The sequence below is a fragment of the Azohydromonas australica DSM 1124 genome, from assembly GCF_000430725.1.
GTDB lineage: Bacteria > Pseudomonadota > Gammaproteobacteria > Burkholderiales > Burkholderiaceae_C > Azohydromonas > Azohydromonas australica.
Map to the genome: position 1 here is coordinate 43,232 of NZ_KE387214.1, position 23,136 is coordinate 66,367.

Genomic DNA, 23,136 nt, shown 5'->3' on the forward strand with positions numbered 1-23,136 from the left:
CCTTCAAAGGAGACCCGCGATGAAGCGCTTCCACGTCCACCTGCACGTCGATGATCTGGCCAAGAGCATCGCCTTCTACTCCAGACTCTTCGCCGCCGAGCCCGCGCGCGTGGAGAGCGACTACGCCAAGTGGATGCTCGACGACCCGGCCGTGAACTTCGCCATCTCCACGCGCGGCCAAGCCAGCGGCATCGACCACCTGGGCATTCAGACCGACGACCCGGCGGAGCTGGCCGCCATGAAGGAGCGCGCGCAGGCCGCCGACATGGCGCTGCTCGATGAAGGTGCTACGACCTGCTGCTATGCGCGCAGCGAAAAGCACTGGATCACGGACCCGCAGGGCATCGCCTGGGAGCACTTCCACACGCTGGGCAACATCCCCGTGTTCCGCGAGGGCGAGGCCGCTGCTGCAGCAGCCTGCTGCACGCCGGCCCAGACGCCAGCCGCCGAGCCGGAACCCGCCGCGTGCTGCACGCCGCGCGGCAAGCCGCTGGGCATCCCGGTGAAGTCCTCGACCTCCTGCTGCTGAAGGTGGCGACCATGAGCGACAAGGTCCGCAACGTCCTCTTCATCTGCACCGGCAACTCCGCGCGCTCGATCATGGCCGAGGGCCTGATGAACCACCTGGGCCGCGGCCGCTTCAAGGCGTACTCGGCCGGCAGCCATCCCGCCGGCGAGATCCGGCCGCTGGCCCTGCAGACGCTGCGCCAGTGGCACATCCCCACGGACGGCTTCAGCAGCAAGTCCTGGGACGAGTTCGCCGTGCCCGGAGCGCCGCAGATGGACTTCGTCTTCACGGTCTGCGACAAGGCTGCCGGCGAGCTGTGCCCTCTATGGCCGGGCCAGCCGATGACGGCGCACTGGGGCGTGGCCGACCCCGCCGCTGTCGAAGGCACGCCCGAGCAGCGGCAGCGCGCCTACATGGATGCCGCGCTGGTGCTCAAGCGCCGCATTGAGCTGATGCTGGCCCTGCCGCTGCAGACGCTGGCGGGCATGTCGCTGCAACGCGAGATCGAGCGCATCGGCAAGACCGGCGCCGCCTGATCCTCCAGCCCGCCGGGATCCTTGGCGGGGCATCTCCCTTGACTGACTCCACGCACCCGGGAAGCGCCGGGCCTGCAGCCATGACCATTCACGTCCTGATCCTCTGTACCCACAACTCCGCGCGCAGCGTGCTCAGCGAAGGGATGCTCAACCACCTCGCGGCTAGGCTGGGCCGTGACGTGCGCGCCCACAGCGCGGGCAGCGCACCCAGCGGGCGCATCAACCCGTTCGCCCTGGAGGCGCTGCACAACGCCGGCGTGGAAACCGGCGGCTACCGCAGCAAGAGCTGGGACGAGTTCTCGGCCGACGGCGCGCCGCCCCTGTCCATCGTCATCACGGTGTGCGACAGCGCCGCGGCGGAGTCCTGCCCGGTGTTCTTCGGCGGCAACGGGCAGCCGGTGAAGGTGCACTGGGGCTACCCTGACCCGTCCAACGCCGAGGGCGGCGACGAGGGGAAACGTCGCGCCTTCGAGCTCACGCGCCAGGCCATCGGCTACCGCATGCTGCAGCTGCTCGCGCTGCCGCTGGGGACCATGGACCGTGCCGCGCTGCAGGTGGCGCTTGCCGAGATCGGCCGCAGCTGAAAGCGCGCGAGGCATATCCATGAACACCACGCTGACCGCCCGCGCCGCCGCTCCGGCGCCCATGAGCGTCTTCGAGCGCTACCTGACCGTCTGGGTCTTCCTGTGCATCGTTGCCGGCATCGCGCTGGGCCAGATGCTGCCCGGCCCGGTCCAGGCCATCGGCCGCATGGAAGTGGCCCGGGTGAACCTGCCGGTGGGGCTGCTGATCTGGGTGATGATCATCCCGATGCTGCTGAAGGTGGACTTCGGCGCACTCCACCAGGTGCGCGGCCACTGGAGGGGCATCGGCGTGACGCTGTTCGTCAACTGGGCCGTCAAGCCGTTCTCGATGGCGTTGCTGGGCTGGATCTTCGTGCGCCAGGTCTTCGCGCCGTACCTGCCCGCGGACCAGCTCGACAGCTACGTGGCAGGCCTCATCCTGCTGGCCGCCGCACCCTGCACGGCCATGGTGTTCGTGTGGAGCCGGCTCACCAACGGGCACGCGCTGTTCACGCTGTCGCAGGTCGCCCTCAACGACACCATCATGGTGTTCGCCTTCGCGCCCATCGTGGCGCTGCTGCTGGGCCTCTCGGCCATCACGGTGCCCTGGGACACGCTCATCACGTCGGTGGTGCTCTACATCGTGATCCCGGTGATCGCAGCGCAGCTCTGGCGCCGGGCGCTGCTCAGGAAGGGCCAGGCCGCCTTCGACGCGACGCTGGCGAAGATCGGCCCTTGGTCCATCACGGCGCTGCTGGCCACGCTCGTGCTGCTGTTCGCCTTCCAGGGCGAGGCGATCCTCAAGCAGCCGCTGGTCATCGCGATGCTCGCGGTGCCGATCCTGATCCAGGTCTTCTTCAACTCGGCGCTGGCCTACTGGCTCAACCGGAAGCTCGGCGAGTCGCACAGCGTGGCCTGCCCGTCGGCGCTGATCGGGGCGAGCAACTTCTTCGAGCTGGCCGTGGCCGCGGCGATCAGCCTCTTTGGCTTCGAGTCCGGCGCGGCGCTGGCCACCGTGGTGGGCGTGCTCATCGAGGTGCCGGTGATGCTGCTGGTGGTGCGCATCGTCAACCAGAGCAAGGGCTGGTACGAGGCCGGCGCATGCAAAGCCTGAGCTGCTTCAAGGCGCTGCGTGCGTCTGGCGCTCACGATGGAGAGGCACTGGACGCCGGAGCAGGCACGGGCAGTGTTCGAGGTGTTGGACATGCTGCGCGACCAGCTCTGGGCTGCCTACGGAGCTGAGATCCAGCGGGCGGTGCGGGAAGGCCGCGTAACGCAGCAGCCCTGCGTGTCCCCCGACCTGCACGAGCCGTTCTGAGGGCCGTTGCGTCTTCTTGCGGCGCGGCGCCCCCAGCCAACCCCCAGGCGCCCTGTGCAATGCGCCAGCCCATTGTCAGCGCGATACCCGTCCCCCTCGGTGCTATGCCTGCGGCCAAACTGCCTTGCATGGACAGGGACGGTCGGTTGGCCATGAATGCCCGCTGCGCTTGGCTGGAGCACGAACTTCTGGCCATCGAGACAGCGCTTGGGAACCGCATGGTCGCCGCTGGTGACGCCGAGCGGCTGCAGCTGACCGCCTGCCAAGAGAGTCACCTTGCTGAACTTGGCACGGTCAACGCACGGCTCAGCGCTCTGCACGACGCCGCCGCTGCGACATAGCCGACCTTCACCAGCGCGCCGCCCTCTGAGCCGATCGCCTTCAAGGCTGCGGCCGCCCCTCACGGCCACCCATCCGCCGCGCCAAGCCAATGCGCAGCCGGCGCACAGCTGGCCGCCGAAAAACGCGTCGTCACCGCCGGAAAAGCGCGCTTCCTGACCGCCGCCAACACTGGTTGACATGGGCATCAAACACGCCCGGCACACGCTTGAGCGCCCACTCCACGCAGGCGATACAGCAGGCGCAGGTCATGTGCTTTCGATGGGCAACTCCCATGGCGTTGCAGGCGGGGTCGTTGCAGTGATGGTGGCGGTGTTCATGGTTGCTGCGGATGAGGGGTGGCAGCCAGTCGCGGCCTTGACATCATGGCAAGGTCAAGACCGCTGCGCCGAGCGGCCTGGGCAAGCTGCGGCATCGCCCGGGATGCACGCGAGCCGCGGCCAAGACACTGCGCGCGAGCGCCGCCACTGGTGCGTGTCTCTGCGGGCTGTATGCAGGTGCCGGCTCCGGGTTGATCCCCGTCAACCATGGTCAGGAGGTGGTGTCTATGCTGGTGCGCAAACACGTCTTGCTCGCACCCTCCACGCCATGCCCCTTCACCGCCGACAGCTGCGCCGCTGGACAGCCCTGGTGCTGTCGGCGTGGCTTTTCGGCATCGTGATGAGCATGGCCAACGCCTGCGCCGTGCGGCTTTCTGCCGAGGGTGCCGGCGCGATCGTGGAGCACGTGAGCGTGTCCGGGCACCACCATCATGGCGACGACCCTGATCACGACGACGGCGCGGACGCCGCCCAGGCCAACTGCCTGGACTTCTGTGATGCGGTGGCTGTGGCTGCCTCGGCCTGGCAGCCCACGCTCGATGCGGCCAGCCTGGCTTGGCTGCCCGCCGTCCTGGTTTCCCTGGTGATCCCCGCGCCGCTGGCCGTACGCGTGCGCTCGACTGCATTGCCACCCGACAGCACGGGTGCGCCTCCCATACCGATCGCGTTCCTGCGGTTGGCCTTGTAGCGCGGCCGTGTCCGCGGCAGCTCGCGCTGCCTGCGACCGCACCCGTGCCTTTTCCGCTGTGTCCTGCCATGAGCCTGTTGCCGTCGGCAACAGGTACGGCTCGACCGAGCGTTGCAGTCCCTGCAGTCCGTTCCCTACTCCATTTCACCGGGAGAAATCCATGACCCTTGTCCGCCAACTCTGCGCCGCCGCCGCCATCACCCTCGCTGCCACGGCTGCTCTTGCCCAGGCAGCGCCGTCCGACGCTGCACCCGCGCCGGCCATGTCCGCCTCGATGCCGCAGGACTGCTCCAAGATGATGTCGCGCCACGACCACGGGGCCGATCGCAACATGCCGTCGTCCAAGTCGATGGGCTGCGCCCAGGCCACGTCCGACAAGGCGTCCGCGCCGGCCAAGTCCAAGACCGCAGCGGGCAAGCACGACCACGCCAAGTTCCACAAGAACCAGTAAGGCCCGGCGCGCTGCTGGCGGTCCCGGCGTCCCGGACCCACCTGCGTGGTCCGGCGCCGTGCCCGCCAGGACTTCATGACGGGAAGCTGCCCCCCATAGGCAGCCTTCCCCAGCCCCTGGTTCCCGAGGAGTGCCTGCCATGCCCCCCGATGCGATGTTTTCTGGTCACGGACTTGCCGTGGCGAGGACCTTGCCCGCCGCCATGCCGGCCCTGGCGCGCTACTGGTCCGACGCGGCCTGGCGTGCGGTGGCAACGATGGACACGCTGCGCGAGCGAGCCGCGCGCATGCGCGAGCACGAGGCGGCGGGCATGCCGCCGCTGCTGCATTTTGACGCCGAGCAGGTGGCTGACGGCCGGGACGGCTCGCCGCCAAGCAACTACCGCCTGCTGCGCATTACCCGCTGTGGGAGTGACCACCTGGAACGCTTCGTCCGCCCTGATGCCGCACCCGTTGTCGTGGTGGAGCCGCGTGCCGGCCACGGCCCGGGCATCGGCGGCTTTCGGCGCGACTCGGAAGTCGGCATGGCTTTGGTCGAGGGCCACCCCGTCTACTTCGTCGTCTTTGATCCCGAGCCGCTCGAAGGGCAGACCATGGGCGCCGTGGTCCAGACCCTGGCCCGCTTCATCGACTTCGTAGCCCGGCGCCATCCCAGCACTGAGCCCATCGTCTACGGCAACTGCCAGGGCGGCTGGGCTGCGACGATGGCACTGTCGCACTGCAACCACCGCGCCGGATTGGCGGTGCTCAATGGCTCGCCGCTGTCGTACTGGGCCGGGGAGCCCGATGTCAACCCGATGCGGCTGTCCGGCGCCATCACCGGCGGTGCGTGGTCCGCGCACTGGCTGGCTGACCTTGGCGCCGGCCGCTTCGACGGTGCGTGGCTGGTGCAGAACTTCGAGTTGCTGCGCCCGGAAGGGCTCTGGAAGAAGTACGACGGACTGTTCGCCGATCCCGCTGCCGAGCACGACCGCTTTCTCGAATTCGAGCGCTGGTGGAACGCCTTCTACTTCCTGGGCCGCGAGGAGATCCTGGCCATCGTGCGCGAGCTCTTCATTGGCAACCGGCTGCAGAGCGGCGAAGTGGTGATCGATGGCCACTGCCACGCCAACCTCGCGCACGTGCACACGCCGCTGGTCATCTTCAGCTCCCACGGCGACAACATCACCCCGCCGCACCAGGCGCTGGGCTGGCTGCAGGCGGTCTACCCCTCGACACAGGCGCTGGTCGAGGCCGGGCAGCGCATCGTCTACCTGCTGCACCAGGACGTCGGCCACTTGGGGATCTTCGTCTCGGCCGACGTGGCGCGGCGTGAGCACCGGGCAATCCTGCACCATGCCGCAGCGATTGAGTCGCGGCCGCCCGGGCTTTACGAGATGCGGCTGACCGATGCGGCATCTGAAGGCGCGGCGCCCGGCGCCGCGTTCCTTCCACGCCGAATCGAAGACCTTCCTTTCGAGCCGCCGGGACCCGGCTTCGAACGCGTGAGCCGGCTGTCGAACGAGCTGGACGATCTCTACACGGCCTGGGTGTCGCCGCTGGTGCGGCTGTGGGTGACGCCGCAAGGCGCGCGGCTGCAGCAGCAGTGGCACCCGATGCGCACCAGGGTACGGGGCTGGTCCGAGCAGGTGCAGCCCATCCTGGCCGTGCTGCCAGCGGCCAGGCAGGCGCTCGAAGCTGCCGGAGCCCAGGACACTGCGCGGGCGTCGAATCCTTGGTTCCAGCTGGAGCGTGCGGCCAGCGCTGCCGTGGAGCACGGCATCACGGCCTGGCGGGTGCTGCGCGACCGCTGGGTGGAAGCCTCGTTCGAGCTGCTGCACGCGCCCGCGCCGCTGGGACAAGCGGCGGGACGGCTTGACATTGCTCAAGACGACTGCCGCGCGCTTGCCCACCCTGCGGCAATCAGGAACACGGATGCAGCCATCCCGGTTGAGTCCTCACCCAACTGCAGCTGACCGCGGCATCTCTTTCGGAGAAAGCTCATGGACCATTCTTCCGTCCCCTCCTACGGCCTGTGGGGCCTGGTGGTGGTGAACTCGCTGGTTTTCATCATCTTCGCTTTCAGCTTTGCCAAGCCGCAGAGCCGGCGCGACTGGCGCTCCTTCAGCGCCTTCTCAGCTTTCCTGGTGGCGCTGTTCGCCGAGATGTACGGCTACCCGCTGACCATCTACCTGCTCTCGGGATGGCTGGGCTCGCGCTTCCCCGGCGTGGACTTCCTCTCGCACGATGCCGGGCACCTGCTGGAGGTGATGTTCGGCTGGCGGGCCAATCCGCACTGGGGTCCGTTCCACGTGCTGAGCACCGTCTTCATCGGCGGCGGCTTCTGGCTGCTGTCCGCGGCGTGGCGGGTGCTGTGGGCCAACCAGCGCCGCGGCACGATGGCCTCGTCAGGGCCCTACGCGCGGGTGCGCCACCCGCAGTACGTCGCCTTCGTGCTGATCATGTTCGGCTTCCTGCTGCAGTGGCCCACGATCCTGACGCTCACCATGTTCCCCATCCTGGTGTTCATGTACGTGCGGCTGTCGCTGGCCGAGGAGCGCGAGTCCGAGCGGGCCTTTGGCAGCGAGTGGGCACGCTACGCGGCACGCACGCCGCGCTTCTTCCCGCGGCTGGGGCGACCAGGGCCTGATACGCAGCACCGCCACGGCGCGTGAAACCGCAAAGGGTGACGACCATGAAGCTGACCTTCCTGGGCGCAGCCGGCACCGTGACCGGCTCGAAGTACCTGCTCGAACACCGCGGCCACAAGCTGCTCATCGACTGCGGCCTGTTCCAGGGCTGGAAGGCGCTGCGCGAGATGAACTGGGAGCTGCTGCCTTTCGACGCCCACGACATCGACGCGGTGCTGCTCACGCACGCGCACCTGGACCACTCGGGCACGCTGCCACTGCTGGTGCGCCAGGGTTTCAGGGGCATGGTGCTGGCCACGCCGCCCACGATCGAGCTGTGCACGTTGCTGCTGCCCGACAGCGGGCGCACCCAGGAGGAGGACGCGGCCTTCGCCAACCGGCACCACACCTCGCGGCACGAGCCGGCGCAGCCGCTCTACACCGAGGACGACGCCCTGCTGGCGCTGCGCCGCTTGGCGCACCTGCCCTTCGACACGCCGGCCCAGGTCGTGCCGGGCGTGAAGGCCACTTTCCACCGCGCCGGCCACATCCTGGGCGCGGCGTCCATGGCCCTGGACGTCGAAGGCCAGACCCTGCTGTTCTCGGGCGACGTGGGGCGCCCGGACGATCTGCTCATGCGCGCGCCCGCACCCGTGACGCCGGCGCACTGGATCGTCGTGGAGTCCACCTACGGCGACCGGCTGCATCCCACCCAGGATGCCGAGGCCGCGCTGGGCGAGGTGATCTCGTACACGGCCGCGCGCGGCGGCACCGTGGTCGTGCCGGCCTTCGCGGTGGGCCGTGCCCAGACGCTGCTGTACATGCTCTACCGGCTCAAGCAGCGCGGCGCGATACCGGACCTGCCGGTGTTTCTCGACAGCCCGATGGCCATCGACATGACGGAGATCTACCACCGGCACCGCGCCGAGCACCGTCTCTCCGCGCAGGAGTGCGCCGGCATGTGCGGCGTGGCGCAGATGGTGCGCACGGCTGACGAGTCCCGCGCCGTGAGCCGCTCGCGCTTTCCGGCCGTGATCGTCTCGGCCAGCGGCATGGCCACGGGCGGACGCGTGCTGCACCACCTGCGCCAGCGGCTGCCCGACCCCCGCAACACCGTCGTGCTGGTGGGCTACCAGGCGGGCGGCACGCGCGGCGCGCGGCTGCTGGGGGCGAGCGCACGCTGCGCGTCTTCGGCCAGGACGTGCCGGTGCGCGCGGAAGTGGCGTCGCTCGAAGGCATGTCGGCCCATGCGGACGCGGCGCAGCTGGTGCAGTGGCTCGCCACGGCGCCATGGCCGCCGCAGCGCGTGTTCGTCACGCACGGCGAACCGGCGGCCGCGGACGCGCTGCGCCAGCGCATCAGCCATGAGCTGGGCTGGTTGGCCAGCGTGCCACTGCTGGGCCGCAGCGTGGAGCTCGGCGCTTGAGCCCTGACCGCAAAACTGCCGCGCCAACCGCTTCCCCTGATTCTTCGCTCCACAGGAGGCCCCCTCATGGACAAGTCGCAAGCCCCGCCCCTGCAGCCGGCCTCCCGCTCCTGGAGCCGCTGGATCTTTGCCGCCTTCATGGTCATCGCGCTGTTCCTGCTCTGGAGCGAGCACCGCGCTCACGTCCTGGGCTGGGTGCTGCACGCGCTGGTGGGCGCCTGCGTGCTGCTGCTGTACCTGAACACGCGCGCCTGCGAGCACGACGGCCCGGACGACGACAAGTTCCCGCCATGAGTGCAAGCACCGGGTGCGAACACCGCGCTGTCCAGGTGGGGTGACATGTGCTTTTCGGCGACCGCAAGCCTTGCCGCCGGCACCTTCCTGGCCGGTGTCGGCGTGATGACGCTGCGCAGGGTTCGGCATCGCTCGGAACTCGCCTACGCCGCCATACCGCTGCTGTTCGCGATCCAGCAACTGACCGAGGGCGTGGTGTGGCTCACCTTCGATCCGGCGCTGGAGCGGCTCAACACGGCGGCCGCGATGCTGTACTCGCTGTTCTCGCACGTGCTGTGGCCCATCTACGTCCCCGTGGCCGCCTGGCTGCTGGAGCGCACAGCCACCCGGCGCAAAGCCTTGGGTGCCGCGGTGGCGGTGGGTCTGAGCGTGGGGCTGTACCTGCTGGCCACGCTGGTGAGCGACGGCATCGTGGCACGCCCGATCGGGCGGCACATCGAGTACGACGCGCCCCACCTCTACATCCCGGCCGTGATGGCGCTGTACCTGGCCGCCACGACGCTGAGCCTGCTGCTGTCGAGCCACGGCCGGGTGCGCTTGTTCGGCGCGCTGGCATTCGCCTCCTCGGTCCTGGCCTACGTGGCCTACGCCCGCTGGTTCATCTCCGTCTGGTGTTTCTTCGCCGCCCTCCTCAGCATCGTGGTGTGCCTGCACCTGAGTCAGCACCCGAACAGGCTTGCCGGAGCGCGGCCATGACAGGGCCCGTGGAGGCCGCACCGGTACGCTGCACACAGCGCGTGCCACCCTATCGACAAAGGAGAGTGCCATGCAATGGCTCAACGACAACTGGCTCGTCGCCTTGCTGGTGCTGGGCGCCCTGGTCTTCCTGCTGCGACGCGCCGGTGTGGGTCGAGGCTTCGCCGCACCCCGCCCGCATCCCCAGGCCAGCCCGGGAGTGGACTGGTCGTCCACCGACCCGGTCAGCGGCGAGCCCGCAGCAGGCGACGGCACCTTGACGGCTCAGCACGGCGGGCGCGTCTACCACTTCGCCTCGCGCGAGACGCTGGAGCGCTTCCAGTCCGACCCCGAACGCTACCTGCGCGGCGGCGCCGGCCGCCACGGGCCCGGCACCGCGCACCGGCATGGCGGCCACGGCGGCGGCTGCTGCTGAAAGCCCCGCGCCCCAGGAACCACGACGACCCACACCAGACCTGCCCGGCAAAGGCGCAGGCCCGCTCCTTCAGACAACCAAGACCCAAGCATGGCTTCGATGGACAAGAAACAGACCTTCTCGCTCTGGTACGTGCTTCTCGCCCTGTTCCTGATCACGCTGCTGCAGGACTACCTCGGCCAGGGGCACACGCTCACGCTGAGCTACAGCGAGTTCAAGCAGGCCGTGGCCGGCGGGCAGTTGCAGGACCTCGTGATTGCCGACGGCATGGCCACGGGCACGCTCAAGACCGACGGGCTGGAGCAGGTGCTGCCCAAGGAGAAGGTGGACCGGCTCAAGGCCGCGGGCGGCGAGCACCGCTTCGCCACCGTGCTGATCGACGACCCCGGCCTGGTGCCAGCCCTGGACGCGGCCAAGGTGCGCTACGGCAGCGTGCGCGAGAGCAAGCTGTTCGCGATGCTGCTGTCCTGGGTGGCGCCGGCGCTGGTGTTCTTCGGCATCTGGTGGCTGCTCATGAAGCGCATGGGCGGCGCCGGCGGCGCGGGCGGGCTGATGTCCATCGGCAAGAGCAAGGCCAAGGTCTACATGCAGCAGGAAACCGGCGTGACCTTCAAGGACGTGGCCGGCATCGACGAGGCGCGCGAGGAGCTGATGGAGGTGGTGGAGTTCCTGCAGAGCCCGGAGCGCTACAAGCGCCTGGGCGGCAAGATTCCCAAGGGCGTGCTGATCGTGGGCGCGCCCGGCACCGGCAAGACGCTGCTGGCCAAGGCGGTGGCGGGCGAGGCCCGCGTGCCGTTCCTCTCGCTCAGCGGCTCGGAGTTCGTGGAGATGTTTGTCGGCGTGGGCGCGGCACGCGTGCGCGACCTGTTCGAGCAGGCCGCGGCCAAGGCGCCGTGCATCGTCTTCATTGACGAGCTCGATGCCCTGGGCAAGGCGCGCGGGCTGGGCGGCTTCGGCGGCGGGCACGAGGAGCACGAGCAGACCCTCAACCAGCTGCTCGTGGAGATGGACGGCTTCGACGGCAACCGCGGCGTCATCATCATGGCCGCGACCAACAGGCCCGAGATCCTGGACCCGGCGCTGCTGCGCCCGGGACGCTTCGACAGGCACGTGTCCATCGACAAGCCCGACCGCAAGGGCCGGCGCCAGATCCTGGATGTGCACGTGAAGAGCGTGAAGCTCGCACCCGGCGTGGACCTGGACGCCGTCGCCGCGCGCACGCCCGGCTTTGCGGGCGCGGACCTGGCCAACCTGGTCAACGAGGCCACGCTGCGCGCGGCCAAGCTCGGCAAGGACGCCGTGGACATGGATGACTTCGAGCAGGCGCTGGACCGCATCGTGGCCGGGCTGGAGAAGCGCAACCGCGTCATGAACCCCGAAGAGCGCCGCTTCGTGGCGTACCACGAGGCCGGCCACGCGTTGGTGGCCGAGCACCGGGCCACGGCTGACCGGGTGGCCAAGATCTCCATCATCCCGCGCGGCATCGCGGCCCTGGGCTACACCCAGCAGTCACCCACCGAGGACCGCTATCTGCTGCGCAGGAGCGAGCTGCTGGACCGGCTGGACGTGCTGCTGGGCGGGCGCGTGGCGGAGGAGATCGTCTTCAACGACATCTCCACGGGCGCAGCCAACGACCTGCAGCGCGCCACCGACATGGCGCGGCACATGGTCACGCAGTACGGCATGAGCCAGACGCTGGGGCTGGCGACCTGGGAGACCGCACCGCGCTCGGCCTTCCTGGCCGTGCCGGGCGGTGGGGAGCAACGCGACTGCAGCGAGCGCACCGCCGAGGCCATCGACGCCGAGGTGCGACAGCTGCTGGACGAGGCCAAGCAGCGCGTGACGGCCACGCTGCAGACGCACCGCGAGCAACTGGAAGCGTTGGCGAAACTGCTGCTGGAGAAGGAGACGGTGGACCGGGCAATGCTGGATACCGTGCTGGCCCGCGTGGGGGCCGATCCGGTGTTTCAGGTGCCGGTCACAAGCGCGGTGACGCCGTAAACACCGCCAGCAACGCACTTCTCAAGGAAAAGCCGCTCTAGCATCAATGGCCATGCGCCGGGTGCACCAGCGCGCGTATGCCGCGCCGAAGATCCTCCCCAACCAGGGGCGGCTCTCGGGCCAGGCGTATTCGATGAAGACGCCCAGCCGGCAGCCGCGCTCCAGCGGCGCGATGTCAAAGCCCATGCGGTAGCGGCCCACGACGAGCAGCCGCGGCTCGCCCACCGTGTGCCAAGTCTTGCGCAGCGGCGGTGCGCGCTCCTCGACCCGTGAGCTCACGTCGAGATTCAGGCCGAGCACCTTGCCGTGCAGGCGGTAGACCGAGCCGATGGAGCGCCCGCCGCCAGCATCCGTGGTCAGGGCCATCGCGGCGCCGGCCATCATGGCCGAGGGCTTGCCCATGTGGGCGGACAGCCGGCGCGGGTCGTCGAGATGCTCGAAGAGCCGCTGTGCGTCGGCGTTGACCAGCACCTCGGTGCGGTGCCGCAGGCGCAGCGGCTGGGCCACGTCACACCTTGCTGCCCCGCAACCGCAGCGCATTGCCCACCACCGACACCGAGCTCAGGCTCATGGCCAGCGCGGCGATCATGGGCGACAGCAGCCAGCCGGTGAACGGGTACAGCAGCCCGGCGGCCAGCGGCACGCCCAGCGCGTTGTAGACGAAGGCGAAGCCCAGGTTCTGCTTCATGTTGGCAATCGTCGCCTGCGAGATCACGCGCGCCTGCGCAATGCCGCGCAGGTCGCCCTTGACCAGCGTGACGGCGGCGCTGTTCATCGCCACGTCGGTGCCCGTGCCCATGGCCAGGCCCACGTCGGCCTTGGCCAGCGCCGGCGCGTCGTTGATGCCGTCGCCGGCCATCGCCACCACCTTGCCCTGGCGCTGCAGGCCGTCCACCAGCGCCAGCTTGTCGGCGGGCTTCACCTCGCCGTGCACCTCGTCAATGCCCAGGCGCGCGCCTACCGCGCGGGCGGTGGTCACGCCGTCGCCCGTGGCCATGATCACGCGCAGGCCCGCTTCGCGCAGCGTCTTCAGCGCCTCGGGCGTGCTGGCCTTGACCGGGTCCGCGACGGCCAGCAGCCCGGCGAGCTGCCCGTCCACGGCCAGGTGTATGACGCTCGCACCCTCGGCACGCAGCCCTTCCGCCTGCGGCACCAGCGGCTCCACCGCCACGCCCAGCTGCTGCATCAGCGCGGTGTTGCCCAGCGCCAGCGCACGGCCGGCCACGCGCCCGCGCACGCCGATGCCGCTGCCCGACTCGAACTCCTCGGGCTTGTCCAGCGCCAGGCCCCGCTGCCGCGCGGCGGCCACGATGGCGTCGGCCAGCGGGTGCTCGCTGCCCTGGTCCAGGCTCGCGGCCAGGCGCAGCACCTCGTCGGCGTCCCAGCCCGGCGCCGGCACGGCACGCTCAAACGCCGGCTTGCCTTCGGTGAGCGTGCCCGTCTTGTCCACGATGAGCGTGTCCACGTCACGCAGCCGCTCGATGGCCGCGGCGTCGCGGAACAGCACGCCGCGCGTGGCGGCCTTGCCCGTGGCGACCATGATCGACATGGGCGTGGCCAGGCCCAGTGCACACGGGCAGGCAATGATCAGCACGGCCACCGCGTTGATGAAGCCGAACACCCAGCCCGGCTCGGGCCCGAACAGCCCCCAGGCGAAGAAGGTCAGCAGCGCAATGCCCACCACCACCATGACGAACCAACCGGCGACCTGGTCGGCCATGCGCTGCATCGGCGCCTTGGAGCGCTGCGCCTGCGCCACCATCTGCACGATCTGCGACAGCATGGTCTGCGCGCCCACCCGCTCGGAGCGCATCACGAGGGCCCCGCTGGTGTTGAGCGTGGCGCCAATGAGCTTGTCGCCGGCGCGCTTGCTCACGGGCACGGGCTCGCCGGTGAGCATGGACTCGTCCACGGCGCTGGCGCCTTCGACGACGGCGCCGTCCACCGGCACCTTCTCGCCCGGGCGCACGCGCAGCAGGTCGCCCACGTGCACGTGTGTCAGCGGCACGTCCTCCTCGCCGCCGTCGGGGCGGATGCGCCGCGCCGTCTTGGGCGCCAGGCCCAGCAGCGACTTGATGGCGGCCGAGGTCTGCGAGCGCGCGCGCAGCTCCAGCATCTGGCCCAACAGGGTCAGCGAGATGATCACGGCCGCGGCCTCGTAGTACACCGCGACACGCCCCATGGCGAAGAAGGATTCGGGAAAGACTTGCGGCGCCACGGTGGCCACGAGGCTGTAGAGGAACGCGGCGCCGGTGCCCGTGCCGATGAGCGTCCACATGTTGGGGCTGCGGTTCACCAGCGACTGCGCCCAGCGCACGAAGAAAGGCCAGCCCGCCCACAGCACTACCGGGGCCGACAACGCCAGCTCGATCCAGCTCTGGGTGGCCATGTCAAAGAGGCCCAGGCGGTGCCCGACCATGGCCAGCAGCGTCACGACCACCGTCAGCGGCAGCGTCCACCAGAAGCGGCGAGTGAAGTCCTCCAGCTCCGGGTTGCGCTCTTCGGCGTCGAGGTCGGGCAGCAGTGGCTCCAGCGCCATGCCGCACTTGGGACAGTTGCCCGGGCGGTCCTGCCTGATTTCCGGGTGCATCGGGCAGGTGTAGATCGTGCCCGCGGGCGCCGGGTCGGTCGGGGCAAGGGCAGGCGCCGGAGCTTCGACGGCATAGCGCTGAGGCTCGGCGGCGAACTTGTCCTTGCAGCGGATGCTGCAGAACCAGTAGGGCCGGCCAGCATGCTCCAGGTGGTGCGCAGAGGCCTCGGTCACGGCCATGCCGCACACCGGGTCCTTCAGGGCATCCTGCGCGCCGTGGTGATGGTGCTCATGGCCATGGCCCTGCCCGGCACCCGGTGCAGCACCGTGGCCAGCGTGGGTGTGGTGGTGGACAGGCTCATCCATGGCATCACCACTTGCCGTCGGGCGACGAGGCGTTGGCACTGTTCGAGCTCCCCTGGTGGTGGCCGTGGCCGCCATGGCCGTGACCACCGTGGCCGAACAGGTGCATCAGCGGGCACCCCAGCAGCAGCAGGTACGGCCACAACCCCGCGACGTGGCCCCAGTGCTCGCGCAGCAGGTAGAAGCCGCCGATGAGCAGCAGCATGACGATGACCACGGTCCACGGGCTGCGCCGCGTGCCGCTGCCCTGACCGACGCTTGACGTGTCGTGGTGATGGGAGGTTTCCATGGTCCAGGCTCCTTCTTGGACGCCGGCTCAGCGAGCCGGCTGCAGGTGAAACTTAGACCCTCCCATCGTGGGAAGGTCAAGGCCCTGGCGACCGCACGCCGCTACCTTGTTGGCGACGTGCGGCGGCAGGCTTCAGGGCTTGGTTGCAGGGGCCGGCATGCGGTCCATCATCATCTGCATCATCGACTGCATCATGTCCATGCGCTGCTCCAGCGCCTGCATGCGCGCCGCAGGCGCAGCCGAGGCCGGTGCGGCGGCACCCTGGGGTGCCGTGCCACCCATGCCTTTCATGCCGTCCATCATGGCCATGCCTTCCTGCATGAGCTTCATGTGCTCGGCCATGAGCGCCTCGCGCTCCTTGGGCGTGCGCGCCTTGCCCATCTTTTCGTGCATTTCGCGCATGGCTTTCATGTGCTGCTCCATGCCGGCGGGTTGGCCCATCATCCCCATGGCACCTGCCGCACTGGCGCTGGCCGCCGCGGCAGGAGCAGGCGCGCGTCGCGCCGGTGCAGCCGCGGCCGGCGCGGAAGCCCTGTCAGGGTGGTGCGCGGCGTGGTCCTCCGGGCTGGTCTGGGCGTGTACGCCGAGCGACAGCGCGGCCAGGATGGCGGCAAGAGCGAGGGGGCGAAGTGCCATGGCGCAAGTCCTCCAGGTGGATTGAAGTGTGGGAATCAGATGCGCAGCGGGCGCTGGCCGGTGCGTTGGGGGTGCGCCGGCAGCAGCGCGCGCAGCCCGCCGCGAAGCAGGCCTTGCGGCGCACTCACTGGCAGGCGGGCGACAGACCAGGCTCTAGATCGTGAGCCGCAGGAACGCGATGGGGATGGGCGGGGGCGCCGGCAGGGTGGCGGCATCAGGACGCGGCACGCGCGTCACCAGTGCAGCGGGCAGGACCAGGCAATGGCCGGTCATGACAGCACCCAGTGGGAGCATTGCTGCCGCGTCACTCGCACCGGTCTTGGCGACCGCGCTTTGCTCGCTGTCGCACAGGCTCTTGCACGCCTGCTGTCCGGGCAGGGCTTCGTGCTCCTGCCCGTCGTCGCTGTGGGCGGCGCCGGAAGCGGCGTCTTGGTGATGGTGGTGCCCGGCATCGCCCGCGGCGTGCTCATGCGCGGCGGCGTGCGCCGCCGTGACGGCCACCGGCGCCTGCAGGACGCAGGCGTTGGCGGCACCGGCCATCCAGCCCAACAGCAGCACCCAGCACATCAGCCGGGCGATGACGCGGTTCAGGCGGGGCCGCAACGCAAAGCGCATGGCAGGGGGGCGTAAAGCCGGGCGTGTGGGATGGACGCCTTGATGCTACGGCAGCCCACCCCGGCTTGATTGACCGGCATCAATGGGCTGTCCGTGCACGGGGCACGGCGCGTGAGCGCCGTCGATCAGCCGCCGGCGCCCGGCTCGCCGTCGCTGCCGGTGTGCCGGCCCCGCAGCCCCTGCAGCGGCTGGTAGTCGCAGAACTTGAACCGGTTGCACAGCATGTCGCGCATCTCGCTGATGCCGTTGATCTGCGTGTGCTGGATGCCGCTGCAGTAGCGCTGCAGCGGGACGTGCTTGACGTCCGCGGTCACCAGGCAATCGGTGGCCATGGTCACGGCCATGTAGTGGTGCCGCGCCATGGTTTCGAGGAACGTATGGTCGAATTCGGCGCCGGCCGCCGTGGACTCCAGCAGCTGGATCTGCTGGCGCCCCATGTCGGTGAGCTGCGGCTCGTGGGCCTGGCCGTACCACGTCCTCAGGAACATCTGCGCCTTGCCGATCTCCTCGCGCTGCACGCGGTTCTCCTCGCGGGCCATGGAGCGAATGCTGCCCGAGAGCGCCTTGGGGCTCGTGGCTGCGGTGCCGGGCGTGGGCGACGTGCCTTCGCCGTAGCGTCCCAGCTCGGGATTGCGCGTCGTGTCGGTCCCGGCCGCGAACTCGGACATGCGCAGCGCCGAGTAGTGGTGGTCGATCATCGACTTCAGGAAATCGACCTCGAAGGTGGCCGTGAGGCCGCGGCCTGGGCCGCTTTCCTGGGCCTGGACGGCAGGAAACGGCAGAGCCAGCGCCAAAGCGGCAGCGGCCACGCCAGCACGCGACACGAGCGAGGAAACCATTGAAGGAGGTTGCATGGATCAGACCTTTCGACAAAGCCACACAGGCACGCCGCCGGCAATGCGGCAGCGCACACAGGCCTGATCAGCCTCCCCGGCCGCTGGTGCAGCGGCGCTCCATGGCTTTGCATGGACCTTTCCAGACCAGGCGCCGGTCATCCGGCCCACTGGCGGGGCAACACCTGTTCCCCGCTCAGAGGCATATTGGCGAGTGAAGCGCCCTTGCCGCCCGAATCAGGCCCGGAGCATTCCCTCGTGACCCAGGAGAAGCGAAGGCCCCGCAGGCTCCTTCGCTTCGCGCGAGCGATGCAGGGCACGCGGGCTCAGGGCCACTTGCCGCTGATGGCGGTCACTGGGCGGTCTGCATCTGCGTGACGACAAAGGCGCCGCCTTGCTTCTCGACGTGGAAGCGCACCTTGTCGCCCACCTTGACGGCGTCGAGCATCGCGGCGTCCTTGACCTGGAACACCATGGTCATGCCCGGCATGTCCAGGTTCTTGATCTCGCCGTGCTTGAGAGTGACCTTGCCATTGGGCTTGTCGATGCGCCGCACCTCTCCGTCAGTCAGGTCAGCGGCTGCGGCGGCCGACGCGGCCGCGGCGGGATGGTGCGCTGCGTGATCGGCGTCGGACGTCTGGGCAGCCGCGGGCAGGATGCCAGCAGCGCCCAGCAGCGCGGCGAGGATGAGCTTCTTCATGGATCAGTCCCTTCTTCAGCGATAGGTTTGGTAGGTGACGGCCGTGCCGTCCTTGCGCAGCAGCAGCACGTCATAGGGGTCCTTCTGGCCGCCGTAGTCCGGGCCGTCCATGCCGGGCGAGCCCACGGGCATGCCGGGCACGGCCAGTCCGATGGCCGTGGGGCGCTCCTTGAGCAGGCGCTGGATCTCGCGCGCCGGTACGTGACCTTCAAGGGCGTAACCACCGACGAGTGCCGTGTGACACGAGCCGTACTTCACGTCGAGCCCCAAGCGACTGCGCATCGCGGTGTTGCCGGTCTCGTTGACCTTGGTTGGGAAGCCGTTGGCCTGCAGGTGCGCGATCCAGTCCTTGCAGCAGCCGCAGGTCGGGCTCTTCCAGACCTCGACCAGCGGCGCATTGGCCGCGTGCACGAGCGACACGAAGGGCAGCAATGCCAGCGTGCCGAGCAGTCGGCGGCGTTGAGTAATCATCGTTCGTCTCCTTGGAGCGTCCTGTCGGAATCAGTGCTTGCGATCGGCATGGCCGCCGCTGGCCTGGGCGGACTTGGCCGGCTTGCCGGCAGCCACCTTCACGGCGCCCTTCATGCCGGCGTCATAGTGGCCGGGCTGCAGGCACGCGAAATCGACCTGGCCCGCCTTGGTGAACTGCCAGACCACTTCGCCACTCTGGCCAGGTGCGACCGTGATCTGGTTGGGGTCGGCGTGTTCCATCTCGGGGAACTTCTTCATCAGCTCGTAGTGCTCCTTCAGGGCCGCTTCGGTGCCGAGCACGAACTCGTGCTTCAACTGGCCCGAGTTCTTCACCACGAAGCGAATGGTCTCGCCTTGCCTGACGCGCACGCTCGACGGGTTGAAGCGCATGGCGTCGGTCATGTCGACGTTGACGGTGCGCGTGACCTTGTCGGGCTGGCCCGCTACGCCGATGGCGTCGGTGTCGCCATGGCCGTGTTCGTGGCCGTCGGCATGGGCGTGGCCCGTGGTGGTGGCCGGGGCGGCGTGGCTGTCGCCCTCATGCGCCAGGGCGGTGCCCGCGACGAAGAAGCCAGCGGCCAGGGCGAGCGTGAGTTGCTGCAGTTTCATGTGGGGGGTACTTCTGAATTCGGGAAACGGGTGCGGCGTCCTCAGTGGCCGGAATGGCCGCTGGGCTTGCGCACCTGGACTTCGGTGGGCGCTGTGCCCTTGTCGGCGCGCGGCATGGCGCTGCGCCCGGCGTCGCTGGAGCGCTCGGGCTCGGCGAGCTGGCCGGTCCACTCGTAGGCCACGGTGCCTGCCGGGTGCTTGAACCAGCCGGGGTCCGAGTAGTCGCCGGGTTTCTGGTCGCGGCGCACCTTGATGACGCTGAACATGCCGCCCATCTCCACGCCGCCGAACGGTCCCTCGCCGGTCATCATCGGCACCGTGTTGTCGGGCAGCGGCATGGTCATCTCGCCCATGTCGGCCATGCCGCGCTCGCCCATGACCATGTAGTCGGGGATGAGCTTGCTGATCTTCCTGGCCACGCCGCTGTGGTCCACGCCGATCATCGTGGGCACGTTGTGGCCCATGGCGTTCATGGTGTGGTGGCTCTTGTGGCAGTGGAAGGCCCAGTCGCCCTCCTCGTCGGCGATGAACTCCAGCTGGCGCATCTGGCCCACGCCGATGTCGGTCGTCACCTCCTGCCAGCGCGTGCTGCGCGGCGTGGGGCCGCCGTCGGTGCCGGTGATGGCGAACTCGTGCCCGTGGATGTGCATCGGGTGGTTCGTCATCGTGAGGTTGCCGATGCGCAGCCGCACCCGGTCACCCTGGCGCACGTTGAGCGAGTCGATGCCGGGGAAGACGCGGCTGTTCCACGTCCACAGATTGAAGTCCAGCATCGTCATGATCCGCGGCGTGTAGCTGCCCGGATCGATGTCGTAGGCGGAGAGCAGGAAGCAGAAGTCGCGGTCCGCCTCGTCGATGAGCGGATGCTTGGCCTTGGGGTGCGTGACCCAGAAGCCCATCATGCCCATGGCCATCTGCGTCATCTCGTCGGCGTGCGGGTGGTACATGAAGGTGCCGGGCCGCCGCGCCACGAACTCGTAGACGAAGGTCTTGCCCGGCGCAATGCCGGGCTGGGTCAGCCCCGTGACGCCATCCATGCCGTTGGGCAGGCGCTGGCCGTGCCAGTGCACGCTGGTGTGCTCGGGCAGCTTGTTGGTCACGAAGATGCGCACCCGGTCGCCCTCGACCACCTCGATGGTGGGTCCCGGCGACTGGCCGTTGTAGCCCCACAGGTGCGCCTTGAAGCCCGGCGCCATCTCGCGCTCCACGGGCTCGGCCACCAGGTGGAATTCCTTGACCCCGCCCTTCATGCGCCAGGGCAGGGTCCAGCCGTTGAGCGTGACCACGGGGTTGTAGGGCCGCCCGGTGCCGGGCACGAGCGGCGGCATGGTGTCGGGCCTTGTCTGGATCACGGGCTCGGGCAAGGCGGCCATGGCCACCTTGCTGACCGAGGCGGCGGCCACGGCGGCCGACCCGGCCAGGAAGCGACGTCGATTCGTCGTCATGGAAGGACTCCAGAAAATGTCTTGGGCACGGGGGTGGCGCTCAATGGCCGCCCGCGCTGCCGCCGCCGGTCGCGGCCGGGGCGGCTTGCAGGGAAACGCCCGCGGTGGCGGGACGCCCGATGAGCGCGGACTGCAACGCCGCGTCGGCGAGCCAGAAGTCGCGCTGGGTGTTGACGGCCTGGGCCACGGCCGCGACCTGGTCGCGGGCGTCGGCCAGCAGCTCGAACACGCCGATGAGCATGCCGTTGTAGCGAAGCTGGTTCTCGTCGGAGATGGTCTTGCGCAGCGGCACGATCTCGTCGCGCCAGTGGCGCGCCAGGTCGAATGCGGTGCGGTAGCCGCCGTAGCTCTCGCGCACCTGCGAGGCCGCGTCCACGGCCAACTGCGTCGTGCGGTGGACGGCCGCCATGTAGCGCGCCTGGGCAGCACCCCGCGTCGCGTCGCCGGCATTGAAGATCGGCAGCGGCAGCGCCAGCTCGTAGCCGCGCTGGTGCGGCCGGCCGGACTCGCTGTTGCGCACGGCGCCCAGCTCGAAGTCGCCCACCACGCTGGTGACGGTCGTGATGCCTTGCGAGCGGGCTGAGGACTCCAGCTCGGCGCGGGCCTGGCGCATGTCCAGGCGCTCGTCGAGCGCGGCCTGCATCACGGCGCGCTCCTCGCGCGGCGCGGCGGGCAGGTCCGGCAGCCGCTCGGGCAGCTTCAGGGCCTGCGCCTGGGCATCGTTGAGGCCCAGGGCACGCACCAGGGCCTCGCGGCTGGCCAGCGCTTCCTGCCGCGCGCGGGCCAGCTGGGCCACGGCCTCGGCGCTGAAGACCTGCTCGCGGGCGCGCTGCAGGCGGTTAAAGTTGCCGGCCGACTGCATGCGGCGCGCGAGCTCGGCGCCCGCGTCGGCGGTTTCCTTGACCTGCTCGAAGTAGGCCTGCGCCTGCACGGCCGCCACGGCGCGCACCCAGGCCTGGCGCGCCTGCGTCGCGGCCTGCACCACATCGCCGGCCATGCGCAGGCGGATCTGCTGCTGCTGCGCGTTGGCGATGCGCGTGCGCGCCGGCAGCAGCAACAGGTCCAGCAGCGGGAAGCTCAGCGCCCGCCCGATCTCCAGCTCGCGCTCACCGCCTTCGTTGCGCACCAGGCGCTCGAAGGCGAAGACCGGGTTGGGCAGCCGGGCCGACTGCGTTGCCTGGTAGGAGCTGGCCGCCGCATCCGACAGCAGCGCCTGCACGCCAGGGCTGTAGGCCAGCGCGATGCGCACCGCATCGTCGGCGGACAGAGGCTGCTGCAGCAGCCGGTCCACGTCAGTGCGCGCCTCCTGGCGCGCCTCGTCCGTGGTCAGCCACTTCAGCGGCGCGCCCAGGCGCTGGCTGGCCACGTCCTGCGCGAGCCCCAGGTTCTGCTGGACGGCCGTGCTGGCGCAGCCGCCCAACGCCAGCAATGCCAGCGCGGCGACGGCCAGGCGCTTGCGCGGCCGGGCGCGCACCGTGTCGTGGTTCGTGAACGGCGTCGTCATGGCTTGGCGGGGGCGTGGTGGTTCGAGTGCGAGCCGCCGGCGGCATCGGGCACGGGTGCGCTGGCGCTGGCCGCAGCGGGCCGGGCGTCAGGCGCCTGGATCTCCCGGGCGTAGGCCTTCCAGCCGCCGATGCGGCCGACGGTGTCGTTGGTCTCGCGCCAGGGGCGGACTGGTTCGTCGGTGAAGGCCCGATAGCCTTCGAAGGTGGAGCGGTAGACGGGTTGCGGCGCGGCCGGCGTGGCGGCGCCTTGCGCCGCGGCCAGGGCCGGGACGGCGATGAGCACCGCAACTGCGGCGGTGCAGGACCATGAGGCCATGAGGATGCTCGCTGGACGGGCCCGGCGCGGCCGCATCAATGCAGCCGGTGGGGCAAGGACGTGAGTGGCGGCGGATGCGCAGCCGCTGCGCCGTCAGACGACGGCCAGGCGAGCCACGACCCGCGCCAAGGGCGCGTCAGGCGAACAGGAGGCGGGGTGGACGGTCCGGGCCGTCCGTTAGAAACGCCACGGCGCTGAGAAACAGTGGCGTCGGCGGCGCCATGGCATCGACAGCCGCCTCGAAACGCAGCGTGGCCGCAGGCAGCGCCGCCGTGACGCAGCAGGCTGCACAGGCGCTGCACTTGTGCTGCGCGCTCTTGTGCAGATCCTGCGTGGCGGCTGCGTCGTCGTGGGCAAGCGCCTCGACGGCGTCGTGGTGGTGCGCCGCGTGGTCGTGTTCCCCGATGACGGCGGCGGCCACGGCCATGCGGTCATGGCCCGGACCGCACACGCGCAGCGAGGCCGCGACGCTGCCCTGCAAGGGCAGCGCGACGGCCAACAGCCACATCATCGCGATCCGGAAAACACGCCACATGACGGTAGTTTAGTTGCCCCATGTCAAGCGCACAGGGCTGTAGTTTCCATATGGCAGCAAGTGTGAACCTTCCCCCTGTGACAAGGTCAAGGGGCCCAGTGTGCGAAAAAGGCGCTTACAAACTGC

The 23,136-nt window shown here is 69.6% G+C and carries 26 protein-coding genes and 1 pseudogene; 14 read left to right on the forward strand and 13 right to left on the reverse strand.

Annotated elements, in window-relative coordinates:
- Positions 1 to 19 precede the first annotated feature (19 nt).
- From H537_RS0135485 to ftsH, 14 genes and pseudogenes are all read left to right on the forward strand, one after another.
- Positions 20 to 529: an ArsI/CadI family heavy metal resistance metalloenzyme gene (locus H537_RS0135485; RefSeq protein ID WP_029001674.1), complete on the forward strand. Its 510-nt coding sequence runs from the start codon at positions 20 to 22 to the stop codon at positions 527 to 529.
- Between the two features lie 11 nt (positions 530 to 540).
- The gene (locus tag H537_RS0135490) at positions 541 to 1,044 is read left to right on the forward strand and encodes an arsenate reductase ArsC (RefSeq protein ID WP_029001675.1); all 504 of its coding nucleotides are present in this window, start codon (positions 541 to 543) and stop codon (positions 1,042 to 1,044) included.
- 80 nt (positions 1,045 to 1,124) lie between these two features.
- Positions 1,125 to 1,628 (forward strand): arsenate reductase ArsC, encoded by a 504-nt coding sequence (locus H537_RS0135495; RefSeq protein WP_029001676.1) that lies wholly within the window; start codon positions 1,125 to 1,127, stop codon positions 1,626 to 1,628.
- Positions 1,629 to 1,647: 19 nt separating this feature from the next.
- Complete coding sequence (arsB, locus tag H537_RS0135500) at positions 1,648 to 2,721, forward strand: ACR3 family arsenite efflux transporter (protein ID WP_029001677.1); 1,074 nt, start codon at positions 1,648 to 1,650, stop codon at positions 2,719 to 2,721.
- Positions 2,722 to 2,757: 36 nt separating this feature from the next.
- Positions 2,758 to 2,925 carry a hypothetical protein gene (locus tag H537_RS54740; RefSeq protein ID WP_169517159.1) on the forward strand — a complete coding sequence of 56 codons (168 nt, stop codon included), beginning with the start codon at positions 2,758 to 2,760 and terminating at the stop codon, positions 2,923 to 2,925.
- 927 nt (positions 2,926 to 3,852) lie between these two features.
- Positions 3,853 to 4,272, forward strand: a complete 420-nt coding sequence (locus H537_RS0135520; RefSeq protein WP_156902150.1) for a hypothetical protein — start codon at positions 3,853 to 3,855, stop codon at positions 4,270 to 4,272.
- Between the two features lie 160 nt (positions 4,273 to 4,432).
- Entirely contained in the window at positions 4,433 to 4,723 is a 291-nt protein-coding gene (locus H537_RS53885) for a hypothetical protein (RefSeq protein WP_156902151.1), read from the forward strand.
- Positions 4,724 to 4,913: 190 nt separating this feature from the next.
- Positions 4,914 to 6,677 (forward strand): DUF3141 domain-containing protein, encoded by a 1,764-nt coding sequence (locus H537_RS47445; protein ID WP_238446930.1) that lies wholly within the window; start codon positions 4,914 to 4,916, stop codon positions 6,675 to 6,677.
- A 27-nt stretch (positions 6,678 to 6,704) separates the two neighbouring features.
- Positions 6,705 to 7,376: a methyltransferase family protein gene (locus H537_RS47450; RefSeq protein ID WP_043461583.1), complete on the forward strand. Its 672-nt coding sequence runs from the start codon at positions 6,705 to 6,707 to the stop codon at positions 7,374 to 7,376.
- 20 nt (positions 7,377 to 7,396) lie between these two features.
- Positions 7,397 to 8,757: pseudogene (locus tag H537_RS47455) on the forward strand (MBL fold metallo-hydrolase RNA specificity domain-containing protein).
- Between the two features lie 66 nt (positions 8,758 to 8,823).
- Positions 8,824 to 9,051: a DUF2933 domain-containing protein gene (locus H537_RS47460; protein WP_043461585.1), complete on the forward strand. Its 228-nt coding sequence runs from the start codon at positions 8,824 to 8,826 to the stop codon at positions 9,049 to 9,051.
- A 45-nt stretch (positions 9,052 to 9,096) separates the two neighbouring features.
- Positions 9,097 to 9,747 carry a DUF6629 family protein gene (locus tag H537_RS0135550; RefSeq protein WP_029001681.1) on the forward strand — a complete coding sequence of 217 codons (651 nt, stop codon included), beginning with the start codon at positions 9,097 to 9,099 and terminating at the stop codon, positions 9,745 to 9,747.
- 70 nt (positions 9,748 to 9,817) lie between these two features.
- Positions 9,818 to 10,162, forward strand: coding sequence for a YHS domain-containing protein (locus H537_RS47465; RefSeq protein ID WP_043461588.1), 345 nt, complete (start codon positions 9,818 to 9,820; stop codon positions 10,160 to 10,162).
- 99 nt (positions 10,163 to 10,261) lie between these two features.
- Complete coding sequence (ftsH, locus tag H537_RS47470) at positions 10,262 to 12,163, forward strand: ATP-dependent zinc metalloprotease FtsH (RefSeq protein ID WP_051244362.1); 1,902 nt, start codon at positions 10,262 to 10,264, stop codon at positions 12,161 to 12,163.
- A 21-nt stretch (positions 12,164 to 12,184) separates the two neighbouring features.
- Here ftsH and H537_RS0135565 read toward each other — a convergent pair whose 3' ends face one another.
- The 13 genes from H537_RS0135565 to H537_RS0135635 form a co-directional block, all read right to left on the reverse strand.
- Complete coding sequence (locus H537_RS0135565) at positions 12,185 to 12,670, reverse strand: SRPBCC family protein (RefSeq protein ID WP_238446931.1); 486 nt, start codon at positions 12,668 to 12,670, stop codon at positions 12,185 to 12,187.
- 1 nt (position 12,671) lies between these two features.
- Positions 12,672 to 15,059, reverse strand: a complete 2,388-nt coding sequence (locus H537_RS0135570; RefSeq protein ID WP_084151202.1) for a heavy metal translocating P-type ATPase — start codon at positions 15,057 to 15,059, stop codon at positions 12,672 to 12,674.
- Positions 15,060 to 15,063: 4 nt separating this feature from the next.
- Positions 15,064 to 15,345, reverse strand: a complete 282-nt coding sequence (locus H537_RS47475) for a DUF2933 domain-containing protein (protein WP_211235140.1) — start codon at positions 15,343 to 15,345, stop codon at positions 15,064 to 15,066.
- Between the two features lie 132 nt (positions 15,346 to 15,477).
- Complete coding sequence (locus H537_RS0135585; protein WP_029001684.1) at positions 15,478 to 15,981, reverse strand: hypothetical protein; 504 nt, start codon at positions 15,979 to 15,981, stop codon at positions 15,478 to 15,480.
- A gap of 153 nt (positions 15,982 to 16,134) precedes the next feature.
- Positions 16,135 to 16,596, reverse strand: a complete 462-nt coding sequence (locus H537_RS0135595) for a hypothetical protein (RefSeq protein ID WP_029001685.1) — start codon at positions 16,594 to 16,596, stop codon at positions 16,135 to 16,137.
- Positions 16,597 to 16,721: 125 nt separating this feature from the next.
- Positions 16,722 to 17,450 (reverse strand): DUF305 domain-containing protein, encoded by a 729-nt coding sequence (locus H537_RS47480; protein ID WP_084151203.1) that lies wholly within the window; start codon positions 17,448 to 17,450, stop codon positions 16,722 to 16,724.
- A 331-nt stretch (positions 17,451 to 17,781) separates the two neighbouring features.
- Complete coding sequence (locus H537_RS0135605; RefSeq protein ID WP_029001686.1) at positions 17,782 to 18,129, reverse strand: copper-binding protein; 348 nt, start codon at positions 18,127 to 18,129, stop codon at positions 17,782 to 17,784.
- Positions 18,130 to 18,144: 15 nt separating this feature from the next.
- Positions 18,145 to 18,600, reverse strand: coding sequence for a DUF411 domain-containing protein (locus tag H537_RS0135610; RefSeq protein ID WP_029001687.1), 456 nt, complete (start codon positions 18,598 to 18,600; stop codon positions 18,145 to 18,147).
- 30 nt (positions 18,601 to 18,630) lie between these two features.
- Positions 18,631 to 19,209 (reverse strand): cupredoxin domain-containing protein, encoded by a 579-nt coding sequence (locus tag H537_RS47485; protein ID WP_029001688.1) that lies wholly within the window; start codon positions 19,207 to 19,209, stop codon positions 18,631 to 18,633.
- Positions 19,210 to 19,250: 41 nt separating this feature from the next.
- On the reverse strand, positions 19,251 to 20,654 hold the full coding sequence (locus H537_RS0135620; RefSeq protein WP_029001689.1) for a multicopper oxidase family protein: 1,404 nt from the start codon (positions 20,652 to 20,654) through the stop codon (positions 19,251 to 19,253).
- A 40-nt stretch (positions 20,655 to 20,694) separates the two neighbouring features.
- Positions 20,695 to 22,158 carry a TolC family protein gene (locus H537_RS0135625; protein ID WP_084151204.1) on the reverse strand — a complete coding sequence of 488 codons (1,464 nt, stop codon included), beginning with the start codon at positions 22,156 to 22,158 and terminating at the stop codon, positions 20,695 to 20,697.
- Positions 22,155 to 22,475, reverse strand: coding sequence for a hypothetical protein (locus H537_RS50035; protein ID WP_051244368.1), 321 nt, complete (start codon positions 22,473 to 22,475; stop codon positions 22,155 to 22,157). The genes H537_RS0135625 and H537_RS50035 overlap by 4 nt, the downstream gene beginning before the upstream one ends.
- A gap of 136 nt (positions 22,476 to 22,611) precedes the next feature.
- Positions 22,612 to 22,983: a hypothetical protein gene (locus H537_RS0135635; protein ID WP_156902152.1), complete on the reverse strand. Its 372-nt coding sequence runs from the start codon at positions 22,981 to 22,983 to the stop codon at positions 22,612 to 22,614.
- Positions 22,984 to 23,136 lie beyond the last annotated feature (153 nt).